General features: G+C 38.1%; 26 protein-coding genes and 1 pseudogene. 6 read left to right on the top strand and 21 right to left on the bottom strand.

Annotated elements, in window-relative coordinates; translation table 11 throughout:
• Positions 1–304: 304 nt before the first annotated feature.
• Complete coding sequence (locus IPI65_18000; protein MBK7443319.1) at positions 305–2,419, top strand: choice-of-anchor J domain-containing protein; 2,115 nt, start codon at positions 305–307, stop codon at positions 2,417–2,419.
• A gap of 66 nt (positions 2,420–2,485) precedes the next feature.
• On the opposite strand, the gene IPI65_17995 is transcribed toward IPI65_18000, so the two are convergent.
• The gene (locus IPI65_17995; GenBank protein MBK7443318.1) at positions 2,486–3,154 is read right to left on the bottom strand and encodes a 4'-phosphopantetheinyl transferase superfamily protein; all 669 of its coding nucleotides are present in this window, start codon (positions 3,152–3,154) and stop codon (positions 2,486–2,488) included.
• A gap of 108 nt (positions 3,155–3,262) precedes the next feature.
• Between IPI65_17995 and IPI65_17990 the strand changes: the two genes are divergently transcribed.
• From IPI65_17990 to IPI65_17975, 4 genes are all read left to right on the top strand, one after another.
• Positions 3,263–3,484: a hypothetical protein gene (locus IPI65_17990; protein ID MBK7443317.1), complete on the top strand. Its 222-nt coding sequence runs from the start codon at positions 3,263–3,265 to the stop codon at positions 3,482–3,484.
• 56 nt (positions 3,485–3,540) lie between these two features.
• A complete protein-coding gene (locus IPI65_17985) occupies positions 3,541–4,515 on the top strand; it encodes a WD40 repeat domain-containing protein (GenBank protein ID MBK7443316.1) in 975 nt (324 codons plus the stop codon).
• Positions 4,516–4,568: 53 nt separating this feature from the next.
• Entirely contained in the window at positions 4,569–5,105 is a 537-nt protein-coding gene (locus IPI65_17980; GenBank protein MBK7443315.1) for a dCTP deaminase, read from the top strand.
• 277 nt (positions 5,106–5,382) lie between these two features.
• Complete coding sequence (locus tag IPI65_17975) at positions 5,383–5,871, top strand: hypothetical protein (protein MBK7443314.1); 489 nt, start codon at positions 5,383–5,385, stop codon at positions 5,869–5,871.
• Between the two features lie 131 nt (positions 5,872–6,002).
• On the opposite strand, the gene IPI65_17970 is transcribed toward IPI65_17975, so the two are convergent.
• The 8 genes from IPI65_17970 to IPI65_17935 all read right to left on the bottom strand — a co-directional run bounded on the left by IPI65_17970 (position 6,003) and on the right by IPI65_17935 (position 15,397).
• The gene (locus IPI65_17970; GenBank protein ID MBK7443313.1) at positions 6,003–8,642 is read right to left on the bottom strand and encodes a hypothetical protein; all 2,640 of its coding nucleotides are present in this window, start codon (positions 8,640–8,642) and stop codon (positions 6,003–6,005) included.
• A 239-nt stretch (positions 8,643–8,881) separates the two neighbouring features.
• Entirely contained in the window at positions 8,882–11,044 is a 2,163-nt protein-coding gene (locus IPI65_17965; GenBank protein ID MBK7443312.1) for a T9SS type A sorting domain-containing protein, read from the bottom strand.
• Between the two features lie 19 nt (positions 11,045–11,063).
• Complete coding sequence (locus IPI65_17960; protein ID MBK7443311.1) at positions 11,064–13,244, bottom strand: T9SS type A sorting domain-containing protein; 2,181 nt, start codon at positions 13,242–13,244, stop codon at positions 11,064–11,066.
• 2 nt (positions 13,245–13,246) lie between these two features.
• The gene (locus IPI65_17955; GenBank protein MBK7443310.1) at positions 13,247–13,396 is read right to left on the bottom strand and encodes a T9SS type A sorting domain-containing protein; all 150 of its coding nucleotides are present in this window, start codon (positions 13,394–13,396) and stop codon (positions 13,247–13,249) included.
• Between the two features lie 51 nt (positions 13,397–13,447).
• Positions 13,448–14,002 carry an immunoglobulin domain-containing protein gene (locus IPI65_17950; GenBank protein ID MBK7443309.1) on the bottom strand — a complete coding sequence of 185 codons (555 nt, stop codon included), beginning with the start codon at positions 14,000–14,002 and terminating at the stop codon, positions 13,448–13,450.
• A gap of 65 nt (positions 14,003–14,067) precedes the next feature.
• Positions 14,068–14,799, bottom strand: coding sequence for a hypothetical protein (locus IPI65_17945; protein ID MBK7443308.1), 732 nt, complete (start codon positions 14,797–14,799; stop codon positions 14,068–14,070).
• A 6-nt stretch (positions 14,800–14,805) separates the two neighbouring features.
• Positions 14,806–14,988 (bottom strand): hypothetical protein, encoded by a 183-nt coding sequence (locus IPI65_17940; protein ID MBK7443307.1) that lies wholly within the window; start codon positions 14,986–14,988, stop codon positions 14,806–14,808.
• Positions 14,989–15,028: 40 nt separating this feature from the next.
• Complete coding sequence (locus IPI65_17935; GenBank protein MBK7443306.1) at positions 15,029–15,397, bottom strand: hypothetical protein; 369 nt, start codon at positions 15,395–15,397, stop codon at positions 15,029–15,031.
• A 568-nt stretch (positions 15,398–15,965) separates the two neighbouring features.
• On the opposite strand from IPI65_17935, the gene IPI65_17930 reads away from it, so the two are divergent.
• On the top strand, positions 15,966–16,235 hold the full coding sequence (locus IPI65_17930; GenBank protein MBK7443305.1) for a hypothetical protein: 270 nt from the start codon (positions 15,966–15,968) through the stop codon (positions 16,233–16,235).
• Between the two features lie 914 nt (positions 16,236–17,149).
• Here the strand turns inward: IPI65_17930 and IPI65_17925 are convergent.
• From IPI65_17925 to IPI65_17870, 12 genes and pseudogenes are all read right to left on the bottom strand, one after another.
• Complete coding sequence (locus IPI65_17925; GenBank protein ID MBK7443304.1) at positions 17,150–17,470, bottom strand: putative metal-binding motif-containing protein; 321 nt, start codon at positions 17,468–17,470, stop codon at positions 17,150–17,152.
• Positions 17,471–17,517: 47 nt separating this feature from the next.
• Positions 17,518–17,847, bottom strand: coding sequence for an FG-GAP repeat protein (locus IPI65_17920; GenBank protein MBK7443303.1), 330 nt, complete (start codon positions 17,845–17,847; stop codon positions 17,518–17,520).
• Positions 17,826–17,984 carry an FG-GAP repeat protein gene (locus IPI65_17915; protein MBK7443302.1) on the bottom strand — a complete coding sequence of 53 codons (159 nt, stop codon included), beginning with the start codon at positions 17,982–17,984 and terminating at the stop codon, positions 17,826–17,828. Before IPI65_17915 ends, IPI65_17920 begins: the two co-directional genes overlap by 22 nt.
• Positions 17,985–18,044: 60 nt before the next feature.
• Complete coding sequence (locus IPI65_17910) at positions 18,045–18,455, bottom strand: FG-GAP repeat protein (GenBank protein MBK7443301.1); 411 nt, start codon at positions 18,453–18,455, stop codon at positions 18,045–18,047.
• A pseudogene (locus IPI65_17905) lies at positions 18,433–18,561 on the bottom strand (FG-GAP repeat protein). Before IPI65_17905 ends, IPI65_17910 begins: the two are co-directional and overlap by 23 nt.
• 33 nt (positions 18,562–18,594) lie before the next feature.
• Positions 18,595–18,936 (bottom strand): FG-GAP repeat protein, encoded by a 342-nt coding sequence (locus IPI65_17900; GenBank protein MBK7443300.1) that lies wholly within the window; start codon positions 18,934–18,936, stop codon positions 18,595–18,597.
• A complete protein-coding gene (locus IPI65_17895) occupies positions 18,909–19,055 on the bottom strand; it encodes a hypothetical protein (protein ID MBK7443299.1) in 147 nt (48 codons plus the stop codon). The genes IPI65_17900 and IPI65_17895 overlap by 28 nt, the downstream gene beginning before the upstream one ends.
• A gap of 45 nt (positions 19,056–19,100) precedes the next feature.
• On the bottom strand, positions 19,101–19,325 hold the full coding sequence (locus tag IPI65_17890) for an FG-GAP repeat protein (GenBank protein MBK7443298.1): 225 nt from the start codon (positions 19,323–19,325) through the stop codon (positions 19,101–19,103).
• The gene (locus IPI65_17885; GenBank protein MBK7443297.1) at positions 19,259–19,495 is read right to left on the bottom strand and encodes an FG-GAP repeat protein; all 237 of its coding nucleotides are present in this window, start codon (positions 19,493–19,495) and stop codon (positions 19,259–19,261) included. Before IPI65_17885 ends, IPI65_17890 begins: the two co-directional genes overlap by 67 nt.
• Positions 19,443–19,871 carry an FG-GAP repeat protein gene (locus IPI65_17880; GenBank protein ID MBK7443296.1) on the bottom strand — a complete coding sequence of 143 codons (429 nt, stop codon included), beginning with the start codon at positions 19,869–19,871 and terminating at the stop codon, positions 19,443–19,445. Before IPI65_17880 ends, IPI65_17885 begins: the two co-directional genes overlap by 53 nt.
• Positions 19,816–20,058 (bottom strand): FG-GAP repeat protein, encoded by a 243-nt coding sequence (locus tag IPI65_17875; protein MBK7443295.1) that lies wholly within the window; start codon positions 20,056–20,058, stop codon positions 19,816–19,818. Before IPI65_17875 ends, IPI65_17880 begins: the two co-directional genes overlap by 56 nt.
• Positions 20,055–20,276: an FG-GAP repeat protein gene (locus tag IPI65_17870; GenBank protein ID MBK7443294.1), complete on the bottom strand. Its 222-nt coding sequence runs from the start codon at positions 20,274–20,276 to the stop codon at positions 20,055–20,057. Before IPI65_17870 ends, IPI65_17875 begins: the two co-directional genes overlap by 4 nt.
• Between the last annotated feature and the right edge of the window lie 1,484 nt (positions 20,277–21,760).

Genomic DNA, 21,760 nt, shown 5'->3' with positions numbered 1-21,760 from the left:
AATATCAATTAGTTATAATACATTACATCATCTACCGCCTCACATATTTACACGTCCATTAACCGTATGATGATTATTCGTAATGTCAGGAAGGAGCTGCTTTGAATGTGCAAAGGTAGTGAAAAATGTTGATAAAGTAAGTCAGGATGTGTATTTAGGCATTTCAGGTCATGTTTAAAGCCTTGTAAATGCCCTTCAGCGGAACGTTTGTAAGTTTTCCAACAAAGTGACTGGCAATTACCATTCATTGAATTTGAATGCCTGTTAACAAATATTACCTTTGAGTAAAATTCGTACTCACATCATGCAAAAGCTACTTACAATTCTTGTTTTATCCCTGTTTTTTTCCGGTTCGGTAATTGCGCAGGTTAATCGTTGTTCCACCAATGAACACGAGGCTGTATTAAGGGCAAAATACCCTGATTATGACCAAAAACGCGCAGCAATTGAAAATTTTACGGCAAAAGCAGTCCAAAAAATGGATCCTGCCGCTAAAACTGCAACGGAAACCATTGTAACGATTCCGGTGGTGTTTCATATTGTATATAAAACAGCAGCTCAGAATATAGCAGATGCGCGCATTTTAGAGCAATTGGAAATTTTAAATGAGGATTTTGGTAGACTCAATGCCGACACAACGGATACTCCGGCTCCATTTGCACTTGTAGCTGCTGATTGTGGCATAAAATTTTGTCTGGCGCAAATCGACCCTAATGGTAATCCAACCACAGGTATCATTCGCACAGAAACAACTACGAACTCTTTTAACGATAACGATGATGTGAAATTTGATGCAAGCGGCGGCGCAGATGCGTGGCCTGCCGATAGCTACCTGAATTTCTGGTCTTGTAACTTGGGTGCATTATTATTAGGCTATGCTCAATTTCCCGGCGGTCCTGACGCTACTGATGGCGTGGTAATTCACTTTGAACATGTGGGTTATGAGGATGCCGGATATCCTTACCATCTAGGTAGAACTGCAACACATGAAGTTGGCCACTGGCTTAACTTACGCCATATTTGGGGAGATGATACGAATTGTGGCGGCAGCGACTTAGTTGACGATACACCTAACCAAAAGGTTGAAACTTATGGTTGTCCGGGATATCCAAAAACAGATGCCTGCTCAGCAGTATCACCCGGTATCATGTTCCAAAACTATATGGACTATAGTGATGATGCTTGTATGAACCTATTTACCCAGGGTCAGGCAAACCGAATAGCTGCTTTATTTGAAGAAGGAGGCTCTCGTCACAGCTTAACAGCTAGTGAAGGTTGCGGCCTCCAACCATATGATGCACAAGCAGTTATGACATTACCCGGAGGCACAGTTTGTGACCTTTCGGTAACACCTAAAGTAACAATAAAAAACCATGGAGTTGAACTTTTAACCTCATTGGATATTAATTATGCTATTGATGGTGGTTCAACATTAACTTACAACTGGACCGGTTCATTGACATCCGGTGCAACTGAAGAAGTTAGCTTACCTGCTATTGCCGTTGCTGAAGGCGAACATACACTTGAAGCAACTGTTGACAATCCAAATGGTTTTATAGATGCTGATATGAGTGATAACACGGTTGAATCTGAATTCCTCGTGAATTTGGGCACTTTACCACTCCCTGTGTCTCAAGGATTTGAAGCCAGTGGATTTCCTTATGATGGTTATACCCTTTCGAACCCTGATGGTGGCGAAACCTGGGAACGCACTAATACTGCTGCTGCTTTAGGCACTTATTCTATCTATTGTCAGCATTTCAACAACAATAATCCGGGTGCGATTGATGAGTTTGTATTGCCGGCATATAACCTCAGCGGCATGACCGAAATCGTGTTTACATTCGATGTTGCCTATGCCTTATATACTGCGAGTGGAATTTATTCAGATACATTGGAAGTGCTTGTAAGCGATGATTGTGGTACGACTTGGACTTCTGTGTATAAAAAGGCTAATCCTGACCTTCAGACTGCTCCGGTGCATGCCATTAGCTTTAAACCAGAAGATGATGAATGGAGAAATGAAAGTATTGATTTGAGTGCATATCTCGGTTCAGAGCAGTTTTTTGTGAAATTCAGAACGATTACAGATTATGAAAACAACCTGTATGTGGACAATATCAATATTAATGACGGCACTATTCAAAGCATCAGCAATCAGGCCCACGATTTCGCGATTGACCTCTACCCTAACCCAACTACCGATAATGTTCAAGTAAGATATAACCTGCCTGTAGGTGGAGATGGCATGTTGGTGATTACCGATATTCTTGGACAGGTTGTTTACAGTGAAAACCTGAATATTGCAGCAGGAACCAATCTCATCCACGTTAATACAGCAGCTCTGGCATCCGGTTTTTACCAGATAACCATTCGTAGCAATGGTTTACAGTCCAGCGAAAGTTTAGTTAAAGAATAATAACATTGAAACCTATTTAAACGGCCAATCTTTCGGGGTTGGTCGTTTTTTTTTATGGGTAGATTATCAGGCAGGGTTGGTCATAATCTGCACCTCTTTTTCGGCGCCTACAACCAGCGTAAAGTCGTTATTTAACAGATAATGCAGGTGATACTCAGCAACTAGTCCGTTTTTCATCAACATGCCGTCAATATCGCCACGTTCGCGCATCATAAACGGCTTGATATACATGTCATCTTTAAACTCCAGCTTACGTTTGCCATAAATTTTATAAATCACCTCTTTCGCACTCCAGTAAATGAGCAGTTGCTCCTGAACCTTAGTATTACCGATGTTTTGCAGCTCAACGGGTGATAAAAATTTGTTTTTGATGATTTCAATTTTGCGGTGTGGTTCTTCGACATCGATGCCAACTTCATATTTCTTCGATACTATTGCTGCAGCGTGTTCATTGCTATGCGACAAGCTTACAAATATGTCGAAATTAGTTACATACGGCTTACCATGTTCATCGAACAATAATTCCACAAACACATCAGTATCAATAAGTTGCTTGAGCAGGTAACGGCTGGCGAGCCAGGTTAGTTTACGTTTGGGATGCGTAATGTTGTTGAGATAGTTGGTTTCCCAATCGCTCAAAATAAGGCCTGAGCGATAAAATTCCGGCTCCTCCTCTATCTTCCAAACAGCATATTCTGCGTAGTTTAATAAGTTTTCTTTAAGCACCAGGGCCATACAACCAAAATTTCGGCAACGAAAATAGGTTTATTTCCGTTGTCGGGTTAAAAAATATTTGCACATTTGGATGAAAGGTTATAATTTCACAAACGAAACTTACACACCATGTTTAAAATCTTTCAATTCATAAAAGCCGAACAGGATATACTTCACATTGAAGTGCCTAAGGATTTGAAAGGCAAACTGGTAGAAATCATTATTCAGGAAAAAGCACCTGATCCGGATACACATCTGGATAAAAATGATGAAGAAAAAATGGCGTTGAAAGAGGCAGAACTGCAAATGCTGGATAAAGTCCGCAACCAGCTCAACGTCTGGGATATCTGATTTCCGGTTTATTGTTAACTACGCATTGCTAAAACCCGCACGGATTTCGCATTTTTGTGCCGCGAAAGAAAACAGGTTTCGCTTTTTACATGCTTTTACCATCGCTTATTCAAATTGATAAATTACAACATTTTACGGGCCATACAGCTGCGGTTTTTGCTTTGGAATGTGGTCAGTTGCCAAATACCGTATTAAGTGGTGGTGGTGATGGCGTGGTTGCAGAATGGCGGTTAGATGAACATGCACCTGCAAAGGGTTTAGCACGTGTAAACGGTAACATTTTTTCGCTATTGTTTTTGGAAGATAAAAAGATGTTATGTGCCGGTGATTTAAACGGTGTTTTGCATATTACCGACCTTGTTTCAAAGCAGGAATTAAAACAATTTACCTATGTTGACGGAGCAGTTTATTGTCTGCAACGATTTAATGCAAACATTATAGTAGCCGGTTGTGGAAACGGGAATGCACAATTTATAGATATCGACACGTTAACAGAAGTGCGAAGCCTGGAAGTAAGCGATAAGGCGATACGAAGTTTACTGTATATTGAGGCAAGTAATGAATTGTTATTTGCCTGCAGCGATTTTAATATTTACGTATACGATGCTACTAATTTTACCTTAAAGCATGTTTTGAACGGACATGATAATTCGGTTTTTGCTATTGCATTGAACAACAATGGAACAAGACTGGTGAGTGGTTCTCGGGATGCCGGTTTGCGGGTTTGGGATGTTGAAAATGGCTATAAACAGCTGATGGTTATTCCAGCACACATGTATACCATAAATGATATTGTATTTAGTCCTGACGGTCGCCTGATGGCTACTGCGGGGCGGGATAAGCATATAAAAATATGGGACGCGGAAAATTTTAATCTGCTCAAGGTTATTGATTTTGAAAAGTTTGGGGGACATATCAACTCGGTGAATAAATTATTTTGGAGTAACTGGAATAACTGCCTAATTTCGTGCGGCGATGACAGGGCTGTGTTGGTTTGGGATATCAAAATACAGGATAAACCTTCCGATTAAACCTTAAACATTGTACAATTCAACAATCACTCATTTATTTTACAAATAACAACATGATTTTAACAGATAAAGAAATTGAAAAATCGATTGCAGAAGGTACTATTTTGATTGAACCTTATCGTCCTGATTGTTTAGGAACCAATTCATATGATGTTCATTTAGGCCGTTATCTTGCGGTTTACAAAAACCATATTCTCGATGCCAAAAAACATAACGAGATTGAGGAAATAATTATTCCTGATGAAGGATTTGTGATACATCCTGGCATTTTATATTTGGGTGTTACCGAAGAGTATACTGAAACACATGCGCATGTGCCTTTTTTAGAAGGTAAATCCAGTGTTGGCCGTTTAGGTATTGATATACATGCTACTGCCGGCAAAGGAGATGTAGGATTTTGTAATACCTGGACTTTAGAAATTTCATGTGCGCAACCGGTACGCATTTATGCAGGTATGCCGATTGGTCAGTTAATTTATTTTGAAGTAAAAGGAGATATTTCGAATTACTACAATAAAAAATCAGGTGCCAAATATGTAAACAGAACGATTCGCCCTGTGGAGAGTATGATGTTTATGAATAAGTTTTAATGATTAATAAAATATTGGAGCGGCATTCGGAAAGGATGCCGCTTTTTTTTAGCGAAATCGATTAAATTAGAACAATCGAATTATTCCTTAACTTTTAATAATTTTTAGTATTGTTATTTTATTATTTTTAAAAATCAACAGACAATTAAAAAACAATGCCCCCGCTCTGCGCAGTCTCCGACTGCGCAGTAAAATCAGGGTTTCCGACCCATAGCCTGACAAACAAAACCATTACCGACGGATTTCTATTTTTTTTATTTATTTTTGAAAAAAAATCATGAAAAAGTTACGCACCATTATTCTTTTTATCGGCTTAGGATTAGTATTTGCAGGTTGCCCTTATAGTTCTGAGGTGCCAATTGATATGACAGCAAGTATTCCTGTAGATCAAACTTTTATTGGTAAATGGGAGCCGACAAGCTCATCTGATTATTATTATGTAGTTGGAGACAACGGTGATAACAAGTATAAGATTACAAAGAAGTCAATTTCTACAGGAGATGAAACCATTTACCTGGCATATGAAAGTAAAATTGACGGGGTAAGTTATCTCAGTATTTATGAAGATGGAGCTACTGAAAACATCTATTATTTTTATCGATTAACAAAAAAAGGCAATTACCGTTTTATGCTGGAACCTGTAACAGAAAATATAGACGAAACCTTTACAACTAGTGCTGAATTAAAAGCGTTTCTTCAAAAACACCAAAATACCAGTTTCCTTTTTGATAGGGATGCTGATGAATACGTTCGTATGGAAAATTAATAAAGCAACCCACGCTCTGCGCAGTCTCCGACTGCGCAGCCAAATCCGGGTCTCCGACCCATAGGCTTAGCTAATTTGCAAATACATAAAGCATACATGGTGCTGAATTACATCCCTGGAAAAAGTTAATATTATTCCTTAATAAAAACGGTATTACCTAAGAGTTTACCTTCATTATAAATCATCAAATAATACAAGCCACTTGCCTCAGATGCTAAATTAAATTTAAGATTTTGCCGCTCAACAAAATCGTAATAATGAACATCCATTTGCTGACCTAAGTTGTTGGTTATAATAACTGTAATATTTTTTAAATATGTATCTACAGTAAGTTCGAAAACACCCTTGTTGGGATTCGGCATGATTTGAAGTGTTAATTGATTTACATCATCAATTCCATCTAAACCCTCATCTATCATCTGATTACAATTATCGTCCAAACCATTTAATATTTCGGTTGCACCCGGATAAACAGCTGCATTCAAATCATCACAATCGGTATTGTCCAAAACATATCCAAAAACAAATGCACAGTCCATTGAATCAACTGCATCATTTCCATAGGTATCAGTATCTAAATCCTGATAATAAGTAAGAATAACCAAATCGTCATCAATTACGAGGTTGCAGTCATCATCCATGTGGTTACAGTATTCTGTAGCTGAAGGGTGAATGGTATTTTCAAGATCATCACAATCAGTACTATCTAAAACATAACCGGGCGGTATAATACAGCTGGTTGAATCCTGTAAATTATCACCGTATCCATCGTTGTCGTTATCAAGGTAATAGGTAATAAATATTACACCATCATCAATAAGTGCATTACAATTGTCATCAATAAAATTACACAACTCAGTGGCAAAAGGATGAATTAAAGCATCTTCATCATCACAATCAGAAAAATCAGCTATATAACCTTCCACTAAATTGCATGAAAATGTATCCTGCAAAATATTACCGTAACCATCATCATCCAAATCAGCATAAAAAGTATAAAAATCAACTCCATCATCAATTAATAAATTACAATTTTCATCGATACCATTACACAATTCAATCGCACCGGGATAAATGGTAACATCTGCATCATTACAATCGGTATTATCTAAAACATAACCTTCCACAAATGAACATGATGAAGTGTCAGCTAAAATATTTCCAAACCCATCTTCATCAGTATCTGCATAAGCAGTAATAAAAATAATGCCTTCATCAGCCAAGCCATTACAATTATCATCGATGTCGTTACATAATTCAACAATTGCCGGATTTAACAAAACATTTGTATCATCACAATCGAGCGAGTCTGTAACATAACCTTCTGGTACGAAACAAGCTTCGACACTTGCTTCGCTATCACCATAACCATCTCCATCTGCGTCAGCATAAAAATAATTTCCTGAGCATTGCAATTTAACTACCCAATAATCTGTTCCACCGATAGCAGTTGTTACATCATAATCAGAGGATTCGGCAATACCAATGGTAATTATGCCACCGTCGGGTGTGAGGGCGATATCCATTCCGCTATCCCATGTTGAACCGCCTAAACTTTTTTCCCATTGAATTTCACCATTCATATCAATTTTAACTATCCAATAGTCGTTACTATATAGAACTCCGTGGTGTCCGGTAACATCACCTTCAAGTGAAGCTGAATAACCAATTATTAAAAACCCTTTATCATTTGTTGCAACTGCGTTTGTGCTGTAATCACCTCTTGCACCACCATAACATTTTTGCCAGAGCAGCTCACCGGTGGGGCTCATTTTAAAAATCCAATAATCATAAAAAGATCCTGGAGCGTGGTTACCTGATACATCTTCATTATTTGACAAAGTAGAATTACATAACAAATAATTCCCGTCACCATCCTGAATAATAGCGGCATTGGTTTCGATGTTATTACCACCAAATGTTTTTTGCCATTCAATGTTGCCATCGTCATCAATTTTTAAAACCCACACATCGGTATGTCCATGATTAAACGTAATGTCGCCATCAGTTGAAATTGTGTGCCCTGAAATAATAAAACCGCCATCTGCAGCTACAACAATTCCATACCCATAATCTTCATTTGAACCTCCGTATGACTTTTCCCATAATAAATTTCCTTCAGCATCCAAACGAACTACCCAAACATCTTCAAGACCATGAGGTGTTGTAATATCGCCATCGGTTGAAGGTGTAAAACCTACTCCGATATATCCACCATCTGGTGTTTCGATAATATCAAAAAGAATATCGCCCAATGATCCGCCAAGATTTGTTTTCCAATTAATAGTGCCGGAAGGGTTTAATTTGAGCACCCAAAAATCATAGTAACCTTTTGGGTCATCTACATTACCATCAACAGAAGCAGAACCTCCAGCAACAATATAACTGCCATCCTGGTTCTGATGTATATCCTGACAAAATTCAAGATTGGTACCGCCATAACTTTTTTTCCAGATGATGTCGCCTACATTACTTAAGTTTAACAGCCAGTAATCCTCAAACTCGGTTGTACCATGATGTCCAACCACATCAACATTTATTGATTTTGCTCCACCGGCAACTACAAAATTGCCTTCCGATGTAAGTTCAATGGATCTCCCAGCATCATCAGAGGTTCCTCCATAACTTTTCGACCACTCGATTTCAGGTGCCTGGGCACTTATTGTAAATGTTACAATAAGTAGCAAATTGATTAAAAATATTTTCCGGTTGATGGTAGCAGATTGCGCAATGCGGTTGACAATGCGGTCGTTTTGTAAATTCGTGTTCATGGTGTTTAGTTTGATGAGGTTTGGGGGAAACCTTCAACAAAATTAATAAAATTTTCAAAACAAGTAACTGGGGATTAACATCCCCTTTTGAAGCCAAAACTTATTATTTGATTAAGGTCATCAAAGGCCCTTCCCCAAAATAATGCCGCAAGCAGTTACTGAACAAAATGATGAAAATTTTCTATAAAGTAGTTGCAACCCTTGTCCCTATCGATGTATTGCGAAAATTTATTAGTGTATTATTGCTTAATAAAAGATTGTAATGTTTTTTCACCATTCAATTTTACAAAATATAATCCTTTGGGCAATTTACTGATGTCGATAATCATCTGCTGATTATTTTCCACAGTTTCTGTAATTACAATTTCGCCAAGTGAGTTAAGTATATTTATGGTATTAATTTCGTTTGATATATCACTTAAATTATTAATTATAATTTGGTTTGTTGCAGGATTTGGCGCAATGGTCCAGTTTGAAGTGAACAGCTCCTCTCCTTCTTTACAAGGGACAAAAACTGCAATTGTATTTGAATTTTTAAAGCAGCCGGTAGCAATTTTTGTAACCTGACATTTATAATTACCCGGTGTTGATGCGATGTAACTTAAACCGGTAGCTCCTGCAATTAAACTGGCACCTTTATACCATTGGTAGCTGCAACCGCCAACAGGAGTTACATTTAGAGTAACATTTCCACCCGCACAAAATGAAGTTGGTCCTGCAGGTGTTATAGCAGCGGAAGGTTTTTTATTAACTACAACATTAATTCCGGCCGACTCTGCTGAAGCGCAATCACTTTCGGTATAACAAGTATAAAGTCCTTTTTGTGTTGTTATATATGTAGCAGATGTAGCTCCTGCTATCGCAGCGCCATTCCGTTTCCATTGCACAGTTGTGCCTGAATATGTGGCGTTAAGCGTTACTGATTCGCCCTGACAAATTGTTGTTGCACCTGTTGCTGTTATTGTTATAGAATCGGTGATACCTTCATCAATTAATCCGTTGCAATCATCATCAACGGTATTACAAATTTCTATGAACGGAATACATTCAGCATGCATTGTTACAATCCAAAAATCATATGTCTCAGGGCCACCTAAATTGTTTTCCGCTTTGTCGATACCTGCAGGAGATTTTGATGAACCTGCCAATACAATTTCCAGGTTAGCGCCCTGAGTAATGCTTGCAGACTGGTCTTCCGATGTGCTTCCAATTGTATTTTGTTCCACTAAATCACCGGTGGATGACAGTTCAACATACCAATAATCGCTTCCACCTTTATTTGCTTCAGTTTTATCACCTGAAACACCTGAGTAGCTAAGTCCGAATAATCCGAATCCGCCATCAGACAATTTTACCATATCGTATAATATTTCGGTGTCGTTACCTCCAATATTATTTTGCCAAACAATATTGCCACTTGTATTTAATTTCACAACCCAATAATCTGTGCTCATTCCATAAGCAATTTCAGTTTTATCGCCATCTATATCTGAAGATGAATATCCGCCAACCACATAACCACCATCAGTATCGAGAATTATTTTCCTGACGATATCAGAGCCCATGCCGCCGATTGTATTTTGCCATTGAATATTACCGAGGTGATTTAATTTTATTACCCAATAATCTGCACTACCTATTAACGCTTCAGTTTTGTCGCCGGAAATTCCGGATTGGGAATATCCTCCTATAATATATCCACCATCCCAGGTTGTTTCAACAGTATAGATATAATCGTAATTATCGCCGCCGATGGTGTTTTGCCATAATAAATTACCTGAATTATCGAGTTTCATCACCCAATAATCGGATGTGTAAGATGGTCCTTTATTGGCTTCTGATTTATCGCCACTTATACCTGATAATGAAAATCCAACAACAATATAACCCAAGTCGAAGGTTTGTTTGATAGCTGTTGCCTGATCATTATCATTGCCTCCAATTGTATTTTGCCATTCGATGGAACCTGTAGCACTTAATTTTACTATCCAAAAATCATATTCCCCTTTTGATGCTTCAGTTTTATCGCCTGAAATTCCCGAACCTGAATATCCGGCTACAACATAACCGCCATCAAAAGTTTGAACAATTGAATTTGCCGCATCATCTGCTAAACCGCCAATTGTATTTTCCCATTCAATATTGCCAACTGAATCAGTTTTAACAATCCACATATCATAGCCACCAATATTATTTTCCGATTTATCAGGGGAACTTGTTGAACTTGAAAACCCGGCAAAAATATATCCGCCATCTGAAGTGCTTACAGTCGATTTAACGAATTCATTCTGACTCCCGCCTATCGTGTTCTGCCAGCTAAATGGTTGCGCGTACAGACTGCTAAACGTTAACTGTAGCAAAAGAATGCCCAGTGTATTTAATAATAAGTAGTGTGACTTCATATTAAAACCAAATATACTATTATTGTTTGACAAAGGCTTTCGAGAACACGAAGTTTTCATCAACCGATTGAATTAAATATAGTCCATTCGGAAGGGTTGAAATATCAACTATAGTTTCATCAGCATTTATTGTAATTGTTTGCACCATTTTACCGGTTGCGTCAAAAATTATAAATGTTGTATTCGTTTGCAAAGCTTCAATTGATTGAATCACTAAATTATCAGTTGCCGGATTTGGGTAAACAGTCCAATTATTATTAGCCATTATTTCACCCTCTTTACAAGTAACCAATACAGCAATAACATTCGAATTTTTAAAACAGCCGGTAGCAGTTTTGGTTACACGGCATTTATAATTTCCTGAGGTTGTGGCCACATAAGATGTAGATGTTGCTCCGGCAATTAATGATGCGCCTTTATACCACTGATAAGTTGATCCACCAACAGGATTAACATTTAATGTAACACTGCCACCAGCACAGAATGATGTTGGTCCTCCGGCATAAATACTTGCTTTAGGATTTTTATTTACAGTAACAACTATTTCTGAAGATGTTGTTGTATCACATTCGCTATATGTTGCACAAGCATAGTTCCCTGTTGCATTAGCCGTGTAATTTGCAGCAGTCGCACCGGGAATAATTAATCCGTTTTTCTTCCATTGTAATGCAGTGCCTGTATAGGTTGCAGACAACACAACATTACTACCCTGACAAAATGTTGTAGCACCACCTGCTGAAATTGAAACGGTTTCATTGATATCCTCATCAATTAATCCATCGCAATCATCATCATAACCATTACATAATTCCAAACCCGGAATAAAATCATCATCAATTTCCAATATCCAATAATCAGGATATGTTGTACCGCTTGCATTATTTTCAGTTTTATCACCTGTTGCATTCGAATAGGAATATCCTCCAACAACAAATGCACCCGGCGATTTTTGATAAATTGCCCTGCCAACATCCTGATTATTTCCACCAATCGTTTCCTGCCAGCAAATGCCACCGGTTTGATTTATTTTTATTATCCAATAATCAGTTGCTGATCCACCCACTGACACCTCATCTTTATCAATATTTGCACCTGAATTAGATTCTCCAACTACAATTACACCATTATCATCTGTTGCAGCAATAGCGTATAAAAAATCAGTGCTCAATCCACCAATTGTATTTTGCCAAATGATATTTCCCAATGTATCCAATTTGTAAACCCAGTAATCTGTACCGTTACTTATTTCTGTTTTATTACCGGAAATCCCCGACATTGAATATGCGCCTACCACATAATTACCATCAGTAGTTTGCGCTAACCCGCCAATATTATCCAAATTATCGCCACCAATAGTTTTATCCCATTCAATATTGCCGTCAGCATCCAATTTAATTATCCAATTGTCGAACACACCAATTAGTGGTGCTGTTTTTTCAAATCCAATTCCTGAATAAGATTCTGCTCCTATTAAAAATCCTCCGTCAGCTGTTAAAATGAGATCAGAAAAATAATCATCTGAACCACCTCCTATATTTTTTTGCCAAACAATACTTCCGGTTGAAGTTAATTTCAACACCCAAATATCATAGGTTAATCCGGCAGTGCCATGTAAATCAACAGTTTTATCATAACTAATACCTGACGAAGAGTTACCTGCTACGATGAAACTACCATCCGGTAATTCACGAATTATTTCTGCATAATCGATATGTAATCCGCCAATTGTATTTTGCCATTCTATTGCTCCGGAACTATTTAGTTTTATAATCCACATGTCATTATTTTCAAAAAAACCTAAGGTATTTTCTGTTTTGTCGCCGGAAATATTTGATTTTGAATGACCGGCCAAAATGTAACCACCATCGGCAGTAGCATGACCATCTAAACAAAAATCATCTTTACTTCCGCCAATAGTATTTTGCCAAACCATATTTCCGGAAGCATCTAATTTCATTACCCAAAAATCCATAAATCCTGCACCGATAACATTTTCAGTTTTATCGCCACCAATGCCTGATTTAGAAAAACCGACACAAAAAGTGCCACCATCCAATGTTGGACCTGCACGCCATAGTTTATCATCGTTGGTGCCTCCAACTGTGTTTTGCCAGGTGATGGTTTGTGCTGAAATGCTTAAAGGATAATACATAATTATTAAAGCTGTAATTACAACTTTAAGTGTGCGTAATGGTTTCATATTTATTGTTTGATAAATGTGCAATTATTGAGTTGGTTTGATGATGCGGTTTGAATAAAATAGACCCCATCGGCTAGTTTTGAAATATCAATTGTAATTTCATTATTTGAGCATGTCTGAACAAAAACTATTTTACCTGTAGCATCAAAAATACTTACCTGCGAGTTTCATCTTCTATGCTATTTAATTTAAGTTGAATAATATCATTTTGCAGGGTTTGGAAATATTTGCAAATCGGCATTAAACATCTCCTCTCCTTCCTTACAAGTTATAAAAACTGCAATACTGTTTGAATTTTTAAAACATCCGGTAGCGGTTTTTGTAACACGACATTTATAATTTCCCGCTGTGGTTGCCACATAACTTAAGCTAGTAGCACCTGCAATTGGTGATGCTCCTTTATACCATTGATAGGTGCACCCGCCGGTAGGTGTTTCGGTTAAGGTAACACTTCCACCTGCACAAAATGAAGTTGGTCCGCCAGCAGCAATAGTTGCACTCGGGTTTTTATTTACGGTAATTATAATATTTGATGAAGTTGCAGTTCCGCATTCGCTGTTGGTTACGCATGCATAGGTGCCTTTTTGTGTAACCGTATACGTTATGCCTGTAGCGCCCGGAATATTTTGCCCCATTCTTTTCCATTGCAACGTTGCGCCATTGTGTGTTGCAGTGAGCACAACGGAATTCCCCTGACAAAAAGTAGTCGCACCACCAGCCGAAATTGTTATTGCAGTAGTGATGCTTTCATCAATCAAACCATCACAATCATCATCAATTGCATTACATATTTCGTCAACCGGAATACATTCATTTAAATTAACTAACCAGAAGTCACCATTGCCATAGCTTCCAACAGTTTTATCACCGGTAATTCCAGAAGTGGATGTTCCACCGATGCTAATCTGCCATCATTTAATTGAATGATATCATAAGAATAATCTGACAAATTACCACCAATGTTTTTATCCCAAAGTATATTTCCTAAACTATCTAATTTCACCACCCAATAATCTGCCACACCAAACATATTTTCCGTTTTATCACCGGAGGCCGGAGAGGTGGAGTAACCGCTGACAGCAAATCCTCCATCGTTAGTTTGTGTTAATCCGTGACAATAATCATCACCAGTACCACCGATCGTATTTTCCCATTCTACAATTCCGGAACTATTTACCTTCACAACCCAATAATCATAAGTTGTTGGGGCGCCTGAGATATTATTTTCACTTTTATCTCCTGAAGCCATAGATAGTGTGTAAGTTCCTATAATTGCACCACCGTCAGCAGTAACTTCCAGCTCGAAAGCAGTTTCCACACCATTACCACCAATGGTATTTTGCCAGACAATATTTCCGATGTTATCTAATTTTAGTACCCAAATATCTGTTACACTACCAGGGCCAACTGTTCCCTTCCGATTTATCACCTGAAATCTGTGAAGCAGAGCTTCCTGAAACAATAAACCCGCCTGCGGATAATTCCCGGGCTCTAAAACAATAATCAGCTGCTGTGCCACCAATAGTATTCTGCCAGACAATATTTCCTGCAGCATTTAATTTTAGAATCCAATAGTCGGCATCACCAATATGATTTTCAGTTTTGTCACCGAAATATCACTATATGAGTATGCACCGACTATATATCCCCCATCTGCAGTGATATCAACAGAACCTAAATAATCACTTGCACTGCCACCAATAGTATTTTGCCAGATGATATTACTGGTCGCATCTAATTTCAATATCCAGATGTCAATTGAACTTGCATTATTATTTTCAGTTTTAATTCCCGAAATGTTTGAGGATGGAGTATCCACCAATAATATAGCCACCATCAGCAGTTTGAGCAACAGTTTCAAGTTGATCGTAACCGGAACCTCCATAAGTTTTTTGCCATTCAATATTTCCTGCAGCATCGGTTTTTACAACCCAATAATCACCAGCCCCATATTCACCATCAGTTTTAATACCGGAAACCCCTGAATAGGTATATCCTGCTGCAATAAGTCCGCCATCACTAGTGGCATCAAGGTTGTAAGCCCCTTCGCTTAATGTGCCGCCCATTGCTTTTTGCCAATCAATATTAACAGTTTGAGCAATAATCGCCCCTGGAAAGCCAAATACTATTGTAAAAAAAATATAAACCGTCATGTTATATCTTTTGATTGGCCGCTTTCGGTTGAAGTGGTGTTGGGAACATAATACCGTGTTTAAAATTAAAACTACAAAATTGCTAATGGCACGCGTAATTTTTTTAACATAAAATGGAAGAACTTTTCAAATATTAAACAAGTGCAGTTAAATGAACAATAAGTGCAATAAACGGTATCATCATAAATTAATAAAATCCGAAACCTTATATTAAAAATAAATAAATATTTCTAGAAACTCCTGGCTAATGATATGCACTATGTATTAAAATCAGCGCTTAAAGTTGTGTTAACAATACCCAAAGTGAGGAAAATAACTTCCAGTCACGGTATAGATAACCCGCTCAAACCCTTTCAGAATAAAAAAATTAAGCTTATAAAATGTTAAAGGTCAAGTTATTAAGTTTAAGACATAAAACAATGTGTAATCAGGCAGATTTTGTTTAAGGTTAGGTATAGTTTATAAAAGTTAACGCAATTAAACATAAAATTATGAAAAAATTATTTTCAATCGCTTGTTTGCAAAGTTACAATTACTGCATTCGGCCAGTCGTGGGTAGTTGAAGAAATTGCGGATATTAAGCTCGGATAATTTTACAATAAATGATCAGGAAAAGGTAAATATTGTTGGAACGGTAATGTTGAAAGGAGATGAATATATTATTCATGGAACAGCAGGAAATTCAACTGAAGTAATGGATTTTTATCCGAGCAATTTAACAAGAATGTTTAAGGTAGATGGTTTACGTGTATCATTAGAAGCTACACTTGATCCTATTCCCGATGGTGTTAAATTAGCGGGAACACCGATTACGATTATTTCGATACAAAAACTTTAATTTAACAGTATTCAAAGTATCCGGGGGGGGGGCCCGGGCCCGCCCCCCGGGGGGTGGGCGGGGGGGGCGGGCCCGCCGCTGGGGGGGTGGCGCGGCGGGGCGGGGGGGGGGGGGGTCGCCCGGCGGCCCCTGGTTGGGCCCCGGGGTTGTCCGGGGGCGTGTTGCCCGGGGTGGGCCCCAGGGTGTTGGTGGGTTGGGGGTTGTAAAGGGGGAGTTGTTGATTTAGGAATATGCTTCCGATTATGATTGCAGCGGTAAACCAAAACAGATTGCTATAAATAAAGAAAATACAATATGAATGAACGTTCATTCATTTACAATTACCCGTAATGTATACCGTTAATAATTCCTATTCGATAATTAATTTTGTTCTGTTATTTTGGTTCCGTCTGACAGTTTAATGATATACATACCGGAAGCAATATTTGAAAGTTGAACTTCAATAGTGTTATGTGCTGAGTTATTTCCTGTTTGAAAATTTGTTGACCAATGGAATTATAAATTTCAATTTGTGCGGTCAGGTTACCAAATGTAAAATCTGCAATCGTAAAGTTCCGTTGTTTGGGTTTGGATAGATGGTAAAGCTGTTTTCCATTGACGTTATTTCTCCTTCTTTACAAGGTATAGTAACAGAAATACCTGAAGAATTTTTATAACATCCCGTAACAATTTTTAGTAACCTTACATTTATAAATACCTGCAGTTGTTGCAAGATAATTGGTAGCTATTCCCAGGAATTGGCAATGCATCTTTATACCATTGGTAGCTAGAGCCTGCAACAGGAGCTACATTCAGGGTTACACTTCCACCAACACAAAATGTAGTTGGACCTGCTGCTGAAATTATAGCTTTGGGTTTTTAAATACATTTACAAATATTGGTTCTAGATGTTGCTGAATTGCAATCGCTTGTTGTTATGCAAGCATAATTACCTTTGTGGTAGCAGTATATGACGCTCCTATTGCTCCCGGAATATTACTGCCGTTTTTTTGCCATTGGACAGATGTTCCTGAATAGGTAGCATTTAAAATTACGCTTCCACCTTGGCAAAATTCGGTTGGACCGGCAGCTGCAATACTAATTGTTTCAATAACACCTTCATCGTTTGTTCCATTGCAATTATCATCTATTGCATTGCAAATTTCTATTTGTGTTGGATTGATTGCATTGTTAGCATCATTACAATCGAGATTATTGTCAACGTAACCCGGAGGTGCTGCACATGCTTCCACCATTACATCGTTATTACCGAAACCATCACCATCTGCATCTGCATAAAAAATTAAATCGCAAGGGTTAGATAAATATACAAAGGCTGCTCCACCTGCTCGTTGTCATAGAAATATGCACCAACAACAGCATCGTCGAAACCATCATTATTAATATCACCGGTACGGAAACGGCATAACCAAACCATGCTGAACCTTGTTGGATTCCAATTCAACACAGGAATCGGGTTTAGCTGCTGATGTTCCGTAATAAAATAAGTAGCCCCTTCATCATATTGACCATTAGTATATTGATATGCGCCAACAATTACATCGGAATAACCATCACCATTGGCATCGCCAAGCGTATTTACTGATGAACCTAAATAAGCAGATCCTTGCATGCCAGACAAAATTGTTGTTGGACTGCTCGAATTCCTGTTGGTGAACCATGATAAATAAATGCAGCTCCTACATTAGTTGCTATGCCATTATATTGAATTGCTCCGATAATTAAATCTGAATAACCATCATTATTCAAATCGCCTGCGTTTGATACACTATTACCAAAATCTGCAATATGCTTGATTACTTTCCATTTTTACTGCATACACAGTATTAATTCCTGATGGGCCACCATGATATACAAATGCAGCACCCTCTTCATCTTGCCCATAATCAGCGAGATATGCACCACAACCACGTCGTCGCTCGTCCCATCGTTATTAACATCACCTGCTGTTGAAACAGCACATCCAAAACGTGAAAGCGTTTGATTACTTTCTATCATTGTAAATGGTGCAGATTTTATACCAACCCGGTGAGCCGTAATAAACGAACGCAACACCTCATCGGTTTGACCATTATCATATAATTGTGCACCTACTATAATATCATCATATCCATCGTTGTTTATGTCGCCCGCATTTGATACAGCACCGCCGAACTGTGCAGTTGTTTGATTAGATTCTAATATTTTTGCGGTGTGCCTATAATACCGTTGGAGAACCATAGTAAATATAAACACGACCTTCGTCTGTTTCAGCCATTATCATATAATGTTGCACCAACAATATATCATCATAGCCATCATTGTTTACATCTCCGGCAGTAGAAACTGAATATCAAAATAGGCTGAGGCCTGATTTTTTCTAAAATATTTGCAGGTGTATTTGATATGCCTGTTGCCGAACCAAGAAAAACAAATGCTGCACCCTCGTCAATTTCAATATTATCGTAGTAAATCCGCCAACAATTATATCGGCAAATCCGTCACCATTCACATCTCCGGCTTCAGAAACAGCATGCGCAAATCTTCCCGCAATGCCATTATATTTCAGCAAGGCATCATAAGTCCAGTCATAATCCGTTTCAATTAATCCATCGCAATCATTATCTATACTATCTAAATATTCAAATCCACCCGGAAAAACGACTTCGCTTGAATCATTGCAATCGTCTCCACCTAAAATTCCAGTAAAAAATAACTCCAATCGGGTCGCTCATTGAGTGTATGGTGTGCCTGTTCGGCATAATAATTATCATAATCATCATCTAAATACCAAATCGTATTTGGATTTTGAAGAATCGGTGTCGTTGCAATCACTTCCATCTAAATATAACCTATCGGCATTTCACAGGCAACTACTAATTGAAATCATGCTGCCAAAACCATCAAGGTCGCTATCTGCATGGTAATTGTGGTGGGACAATTGTCGCCAAAATAAAAATAAATAGCACCTTCATTGGACGGTGTATTTGAATAGTCAGTAGCACCAATAATTAAATCATCAAAACCATCATTATTTACATCCCCTACTCCGGAAACGGTAGCACCAAAATTCGAATACGGTTTATCGCTCTCAAAAGTGGCGTTCGGCATATCTGTAATTCCTGACGCGGAACCATAATAAATAAATGCTTTGCCTTCTTGTTCATCATCATTGGTAAAAAGTCATTTGCTCCGATAATAATATCATCAAATCCATCTGCATTCCTATCACCGGCGCAAGCAACCGAGTACCAAAAAAACTGCCTCTTGATTTGATTCAAAAACAATATTCGGTGTTGCACTTATACCTGACGCTACGAACCGCCAATGCGCGTAATGGAATCCCTCACCATCTTGAAGATTATCGGCATTATAAGCGCCTATGATAACATCAAACCCGCCCATCACTATTAACATCCCTGCGGCGGAAACAGAAAGCCCCAAATAAGAAATGGCTTTGTTATTTTCCTGGTGTAAGTCGGAACTGTGTTTTATTCCCGTGGCAGTTCCGTGATAAATGTATACTCCACCTTCTTGACTTTGACCATTCGGGTAGTTTGGTGAGCCGACAATAATATCATCAAAACCGTCCCCATTAACATCACGTAATCCGGCAACAGAACGGCCAAAAGCAGCGTTTGCAAGATTGCTTTCCACTGTTGCCGCTTGGGCATATTCTATTACCAGCAGCAGAGCCATGATAAACAAAAGTTCTACCTTCCAACGATTGTCCATTTGTGTAAGCATCTGAACCAATTAATACATCATCAAATCCGTCACTATTGATATCGCCTGCAGACCCAACAGATCTGCCAAATTGTGCGCTTTGCTTGATTGCTTTCAAGAATTATTGCGGATACATTTATTGGTAATTAAACCTACTGCAGAGCCATGATAAATATATACTGCACCTTCGTTTGTTTGACCATTATCATATAAATAAGCCACAACAATAACATCATCATATCCATCATTATTAATATCTCCTGCAGGAGCTGCCGAGTTGCCGTAATAAGTATTTGGTAAATTGCTTTCAGTGACTGTTGAAGGTAAAGGATTTATTCCGCTACGGCTGAACCTGAGTAAATTTCTATTTTACCTTCATTAGTTTCTATGTTGTATAATTTTTAATTGCCGACAATTACATCTCCCGCCAACCATCACCGTTAATATCTCCTGCTGATGCAACTGCGGTTCCGTAATGTGCCAATGAAATATTACTTTCAATTAATAGGTCCGATTGCAGGAGTTTGCGCAAAACCAACATATGAACTTATGAAAAATAGATAAAAAATAGTGTATAAAACAGACAAATTGAATTTTGAAACGGTTTAGGTTGCATAGTGAAATTCATTATATTTAATAAATAATTGTTTATTTACTGCTGAATAGTGATTCAAATTTTTCTGAACATAATCCACCAGCATTTAAACAGATAAAGTAAATGCAGCACGGATTATACTGTAAATTAATAACTGGTCTAATTGTCCATCAGTGATCTCCATTAGTGTGTATAAATGACTTGTCCGATTGCATTATAAATTTCCCGTTGAGCTGATGAATTGTTTTCAAGTGGAGCATGGGGAAAGCGGAGACTGTAAATAAGCCTGCGCTTTAGGTTTGGGGAGATGGTAACTGTTGATTCAGATGAAATGAATGCGCCCTTCTTTACAAGGAACTGTCACGGTAATTCCTGAAGAATTTTTTATAACACCCCCGTAACAATTTTAGAAACGCTTGCGGTTATAAATACCGGCAGATGTTGCAAGATAATTGTAGCGAGTAGCGCCAGGGGTTGTTATGCATTTTTATACCATTGGTAGCTGGAACCTGTTAAAGGAGCTACGTTGAGATTAAGCTTCCACTAACTTTAATCTTAGTTGGACCTGCAAAAAACAATTATTGCTTTGGGTTTTTAAACACATTTTACAAATATTGGATTTCCGAATGTTGCTTTGAATTGCAATCGCTTGTTGTTTTTTAAGAATAATTACCCTTTGTTTGTAGCAGTGTATAAAGAGGTTATCGCGCCAGGAATATCAACTTATTTTCACCCATTGAGCAGATGTGCCTGAATAAGTTGCATTTAATATTACACTTCCACCCTGGCAAAATTCTATTTGCACCAACTGCTGTGATCGTGCAAGTAAAACTATTGAATCATCATCTATTAAACCATTGCGAAGTTATCGTCGAGGGTGTTGCAGAGTTCAGGGATTGGAGCTGCAAATTTCAGGTTCGGATTTAACAGCCCCGAAGGTCATACGAACCTGGTGGATTAGCTGTCCCCTCAGATTTTTCACGAGGAAATATCTGAAGCTGAAATGCTCTTTTAAATTATTCCATTAGTGAGTGTAGGACTTATACCATACAAAACATCGTCCTCAGAACCTCCAATCGTTTTTGCCATATAAGATAGCCCGCCCCTGGATTGTCAATTTTTACAATCCAATAATCTAATCCTCCACGTGAATTTTCAGATTTATCAACAGAGAAATTATTCAGAAGCGGATGAACCTCAAGTATAAAGCTACCATCAGGATTTT

The organism is Bacteroidota bacterium, assembly GCA_016706255.1.
In the GTDB taxonomy this organism is placed as follows: Bacteria; Bacteroidota; Bacteroidia; order Chitinophagales; family BACL12; genus UBA7236.
Note: the sequence above shows the minus strand (reverse complement) of the source record. Positions and strands in the feature narration are given on the sequence as shown.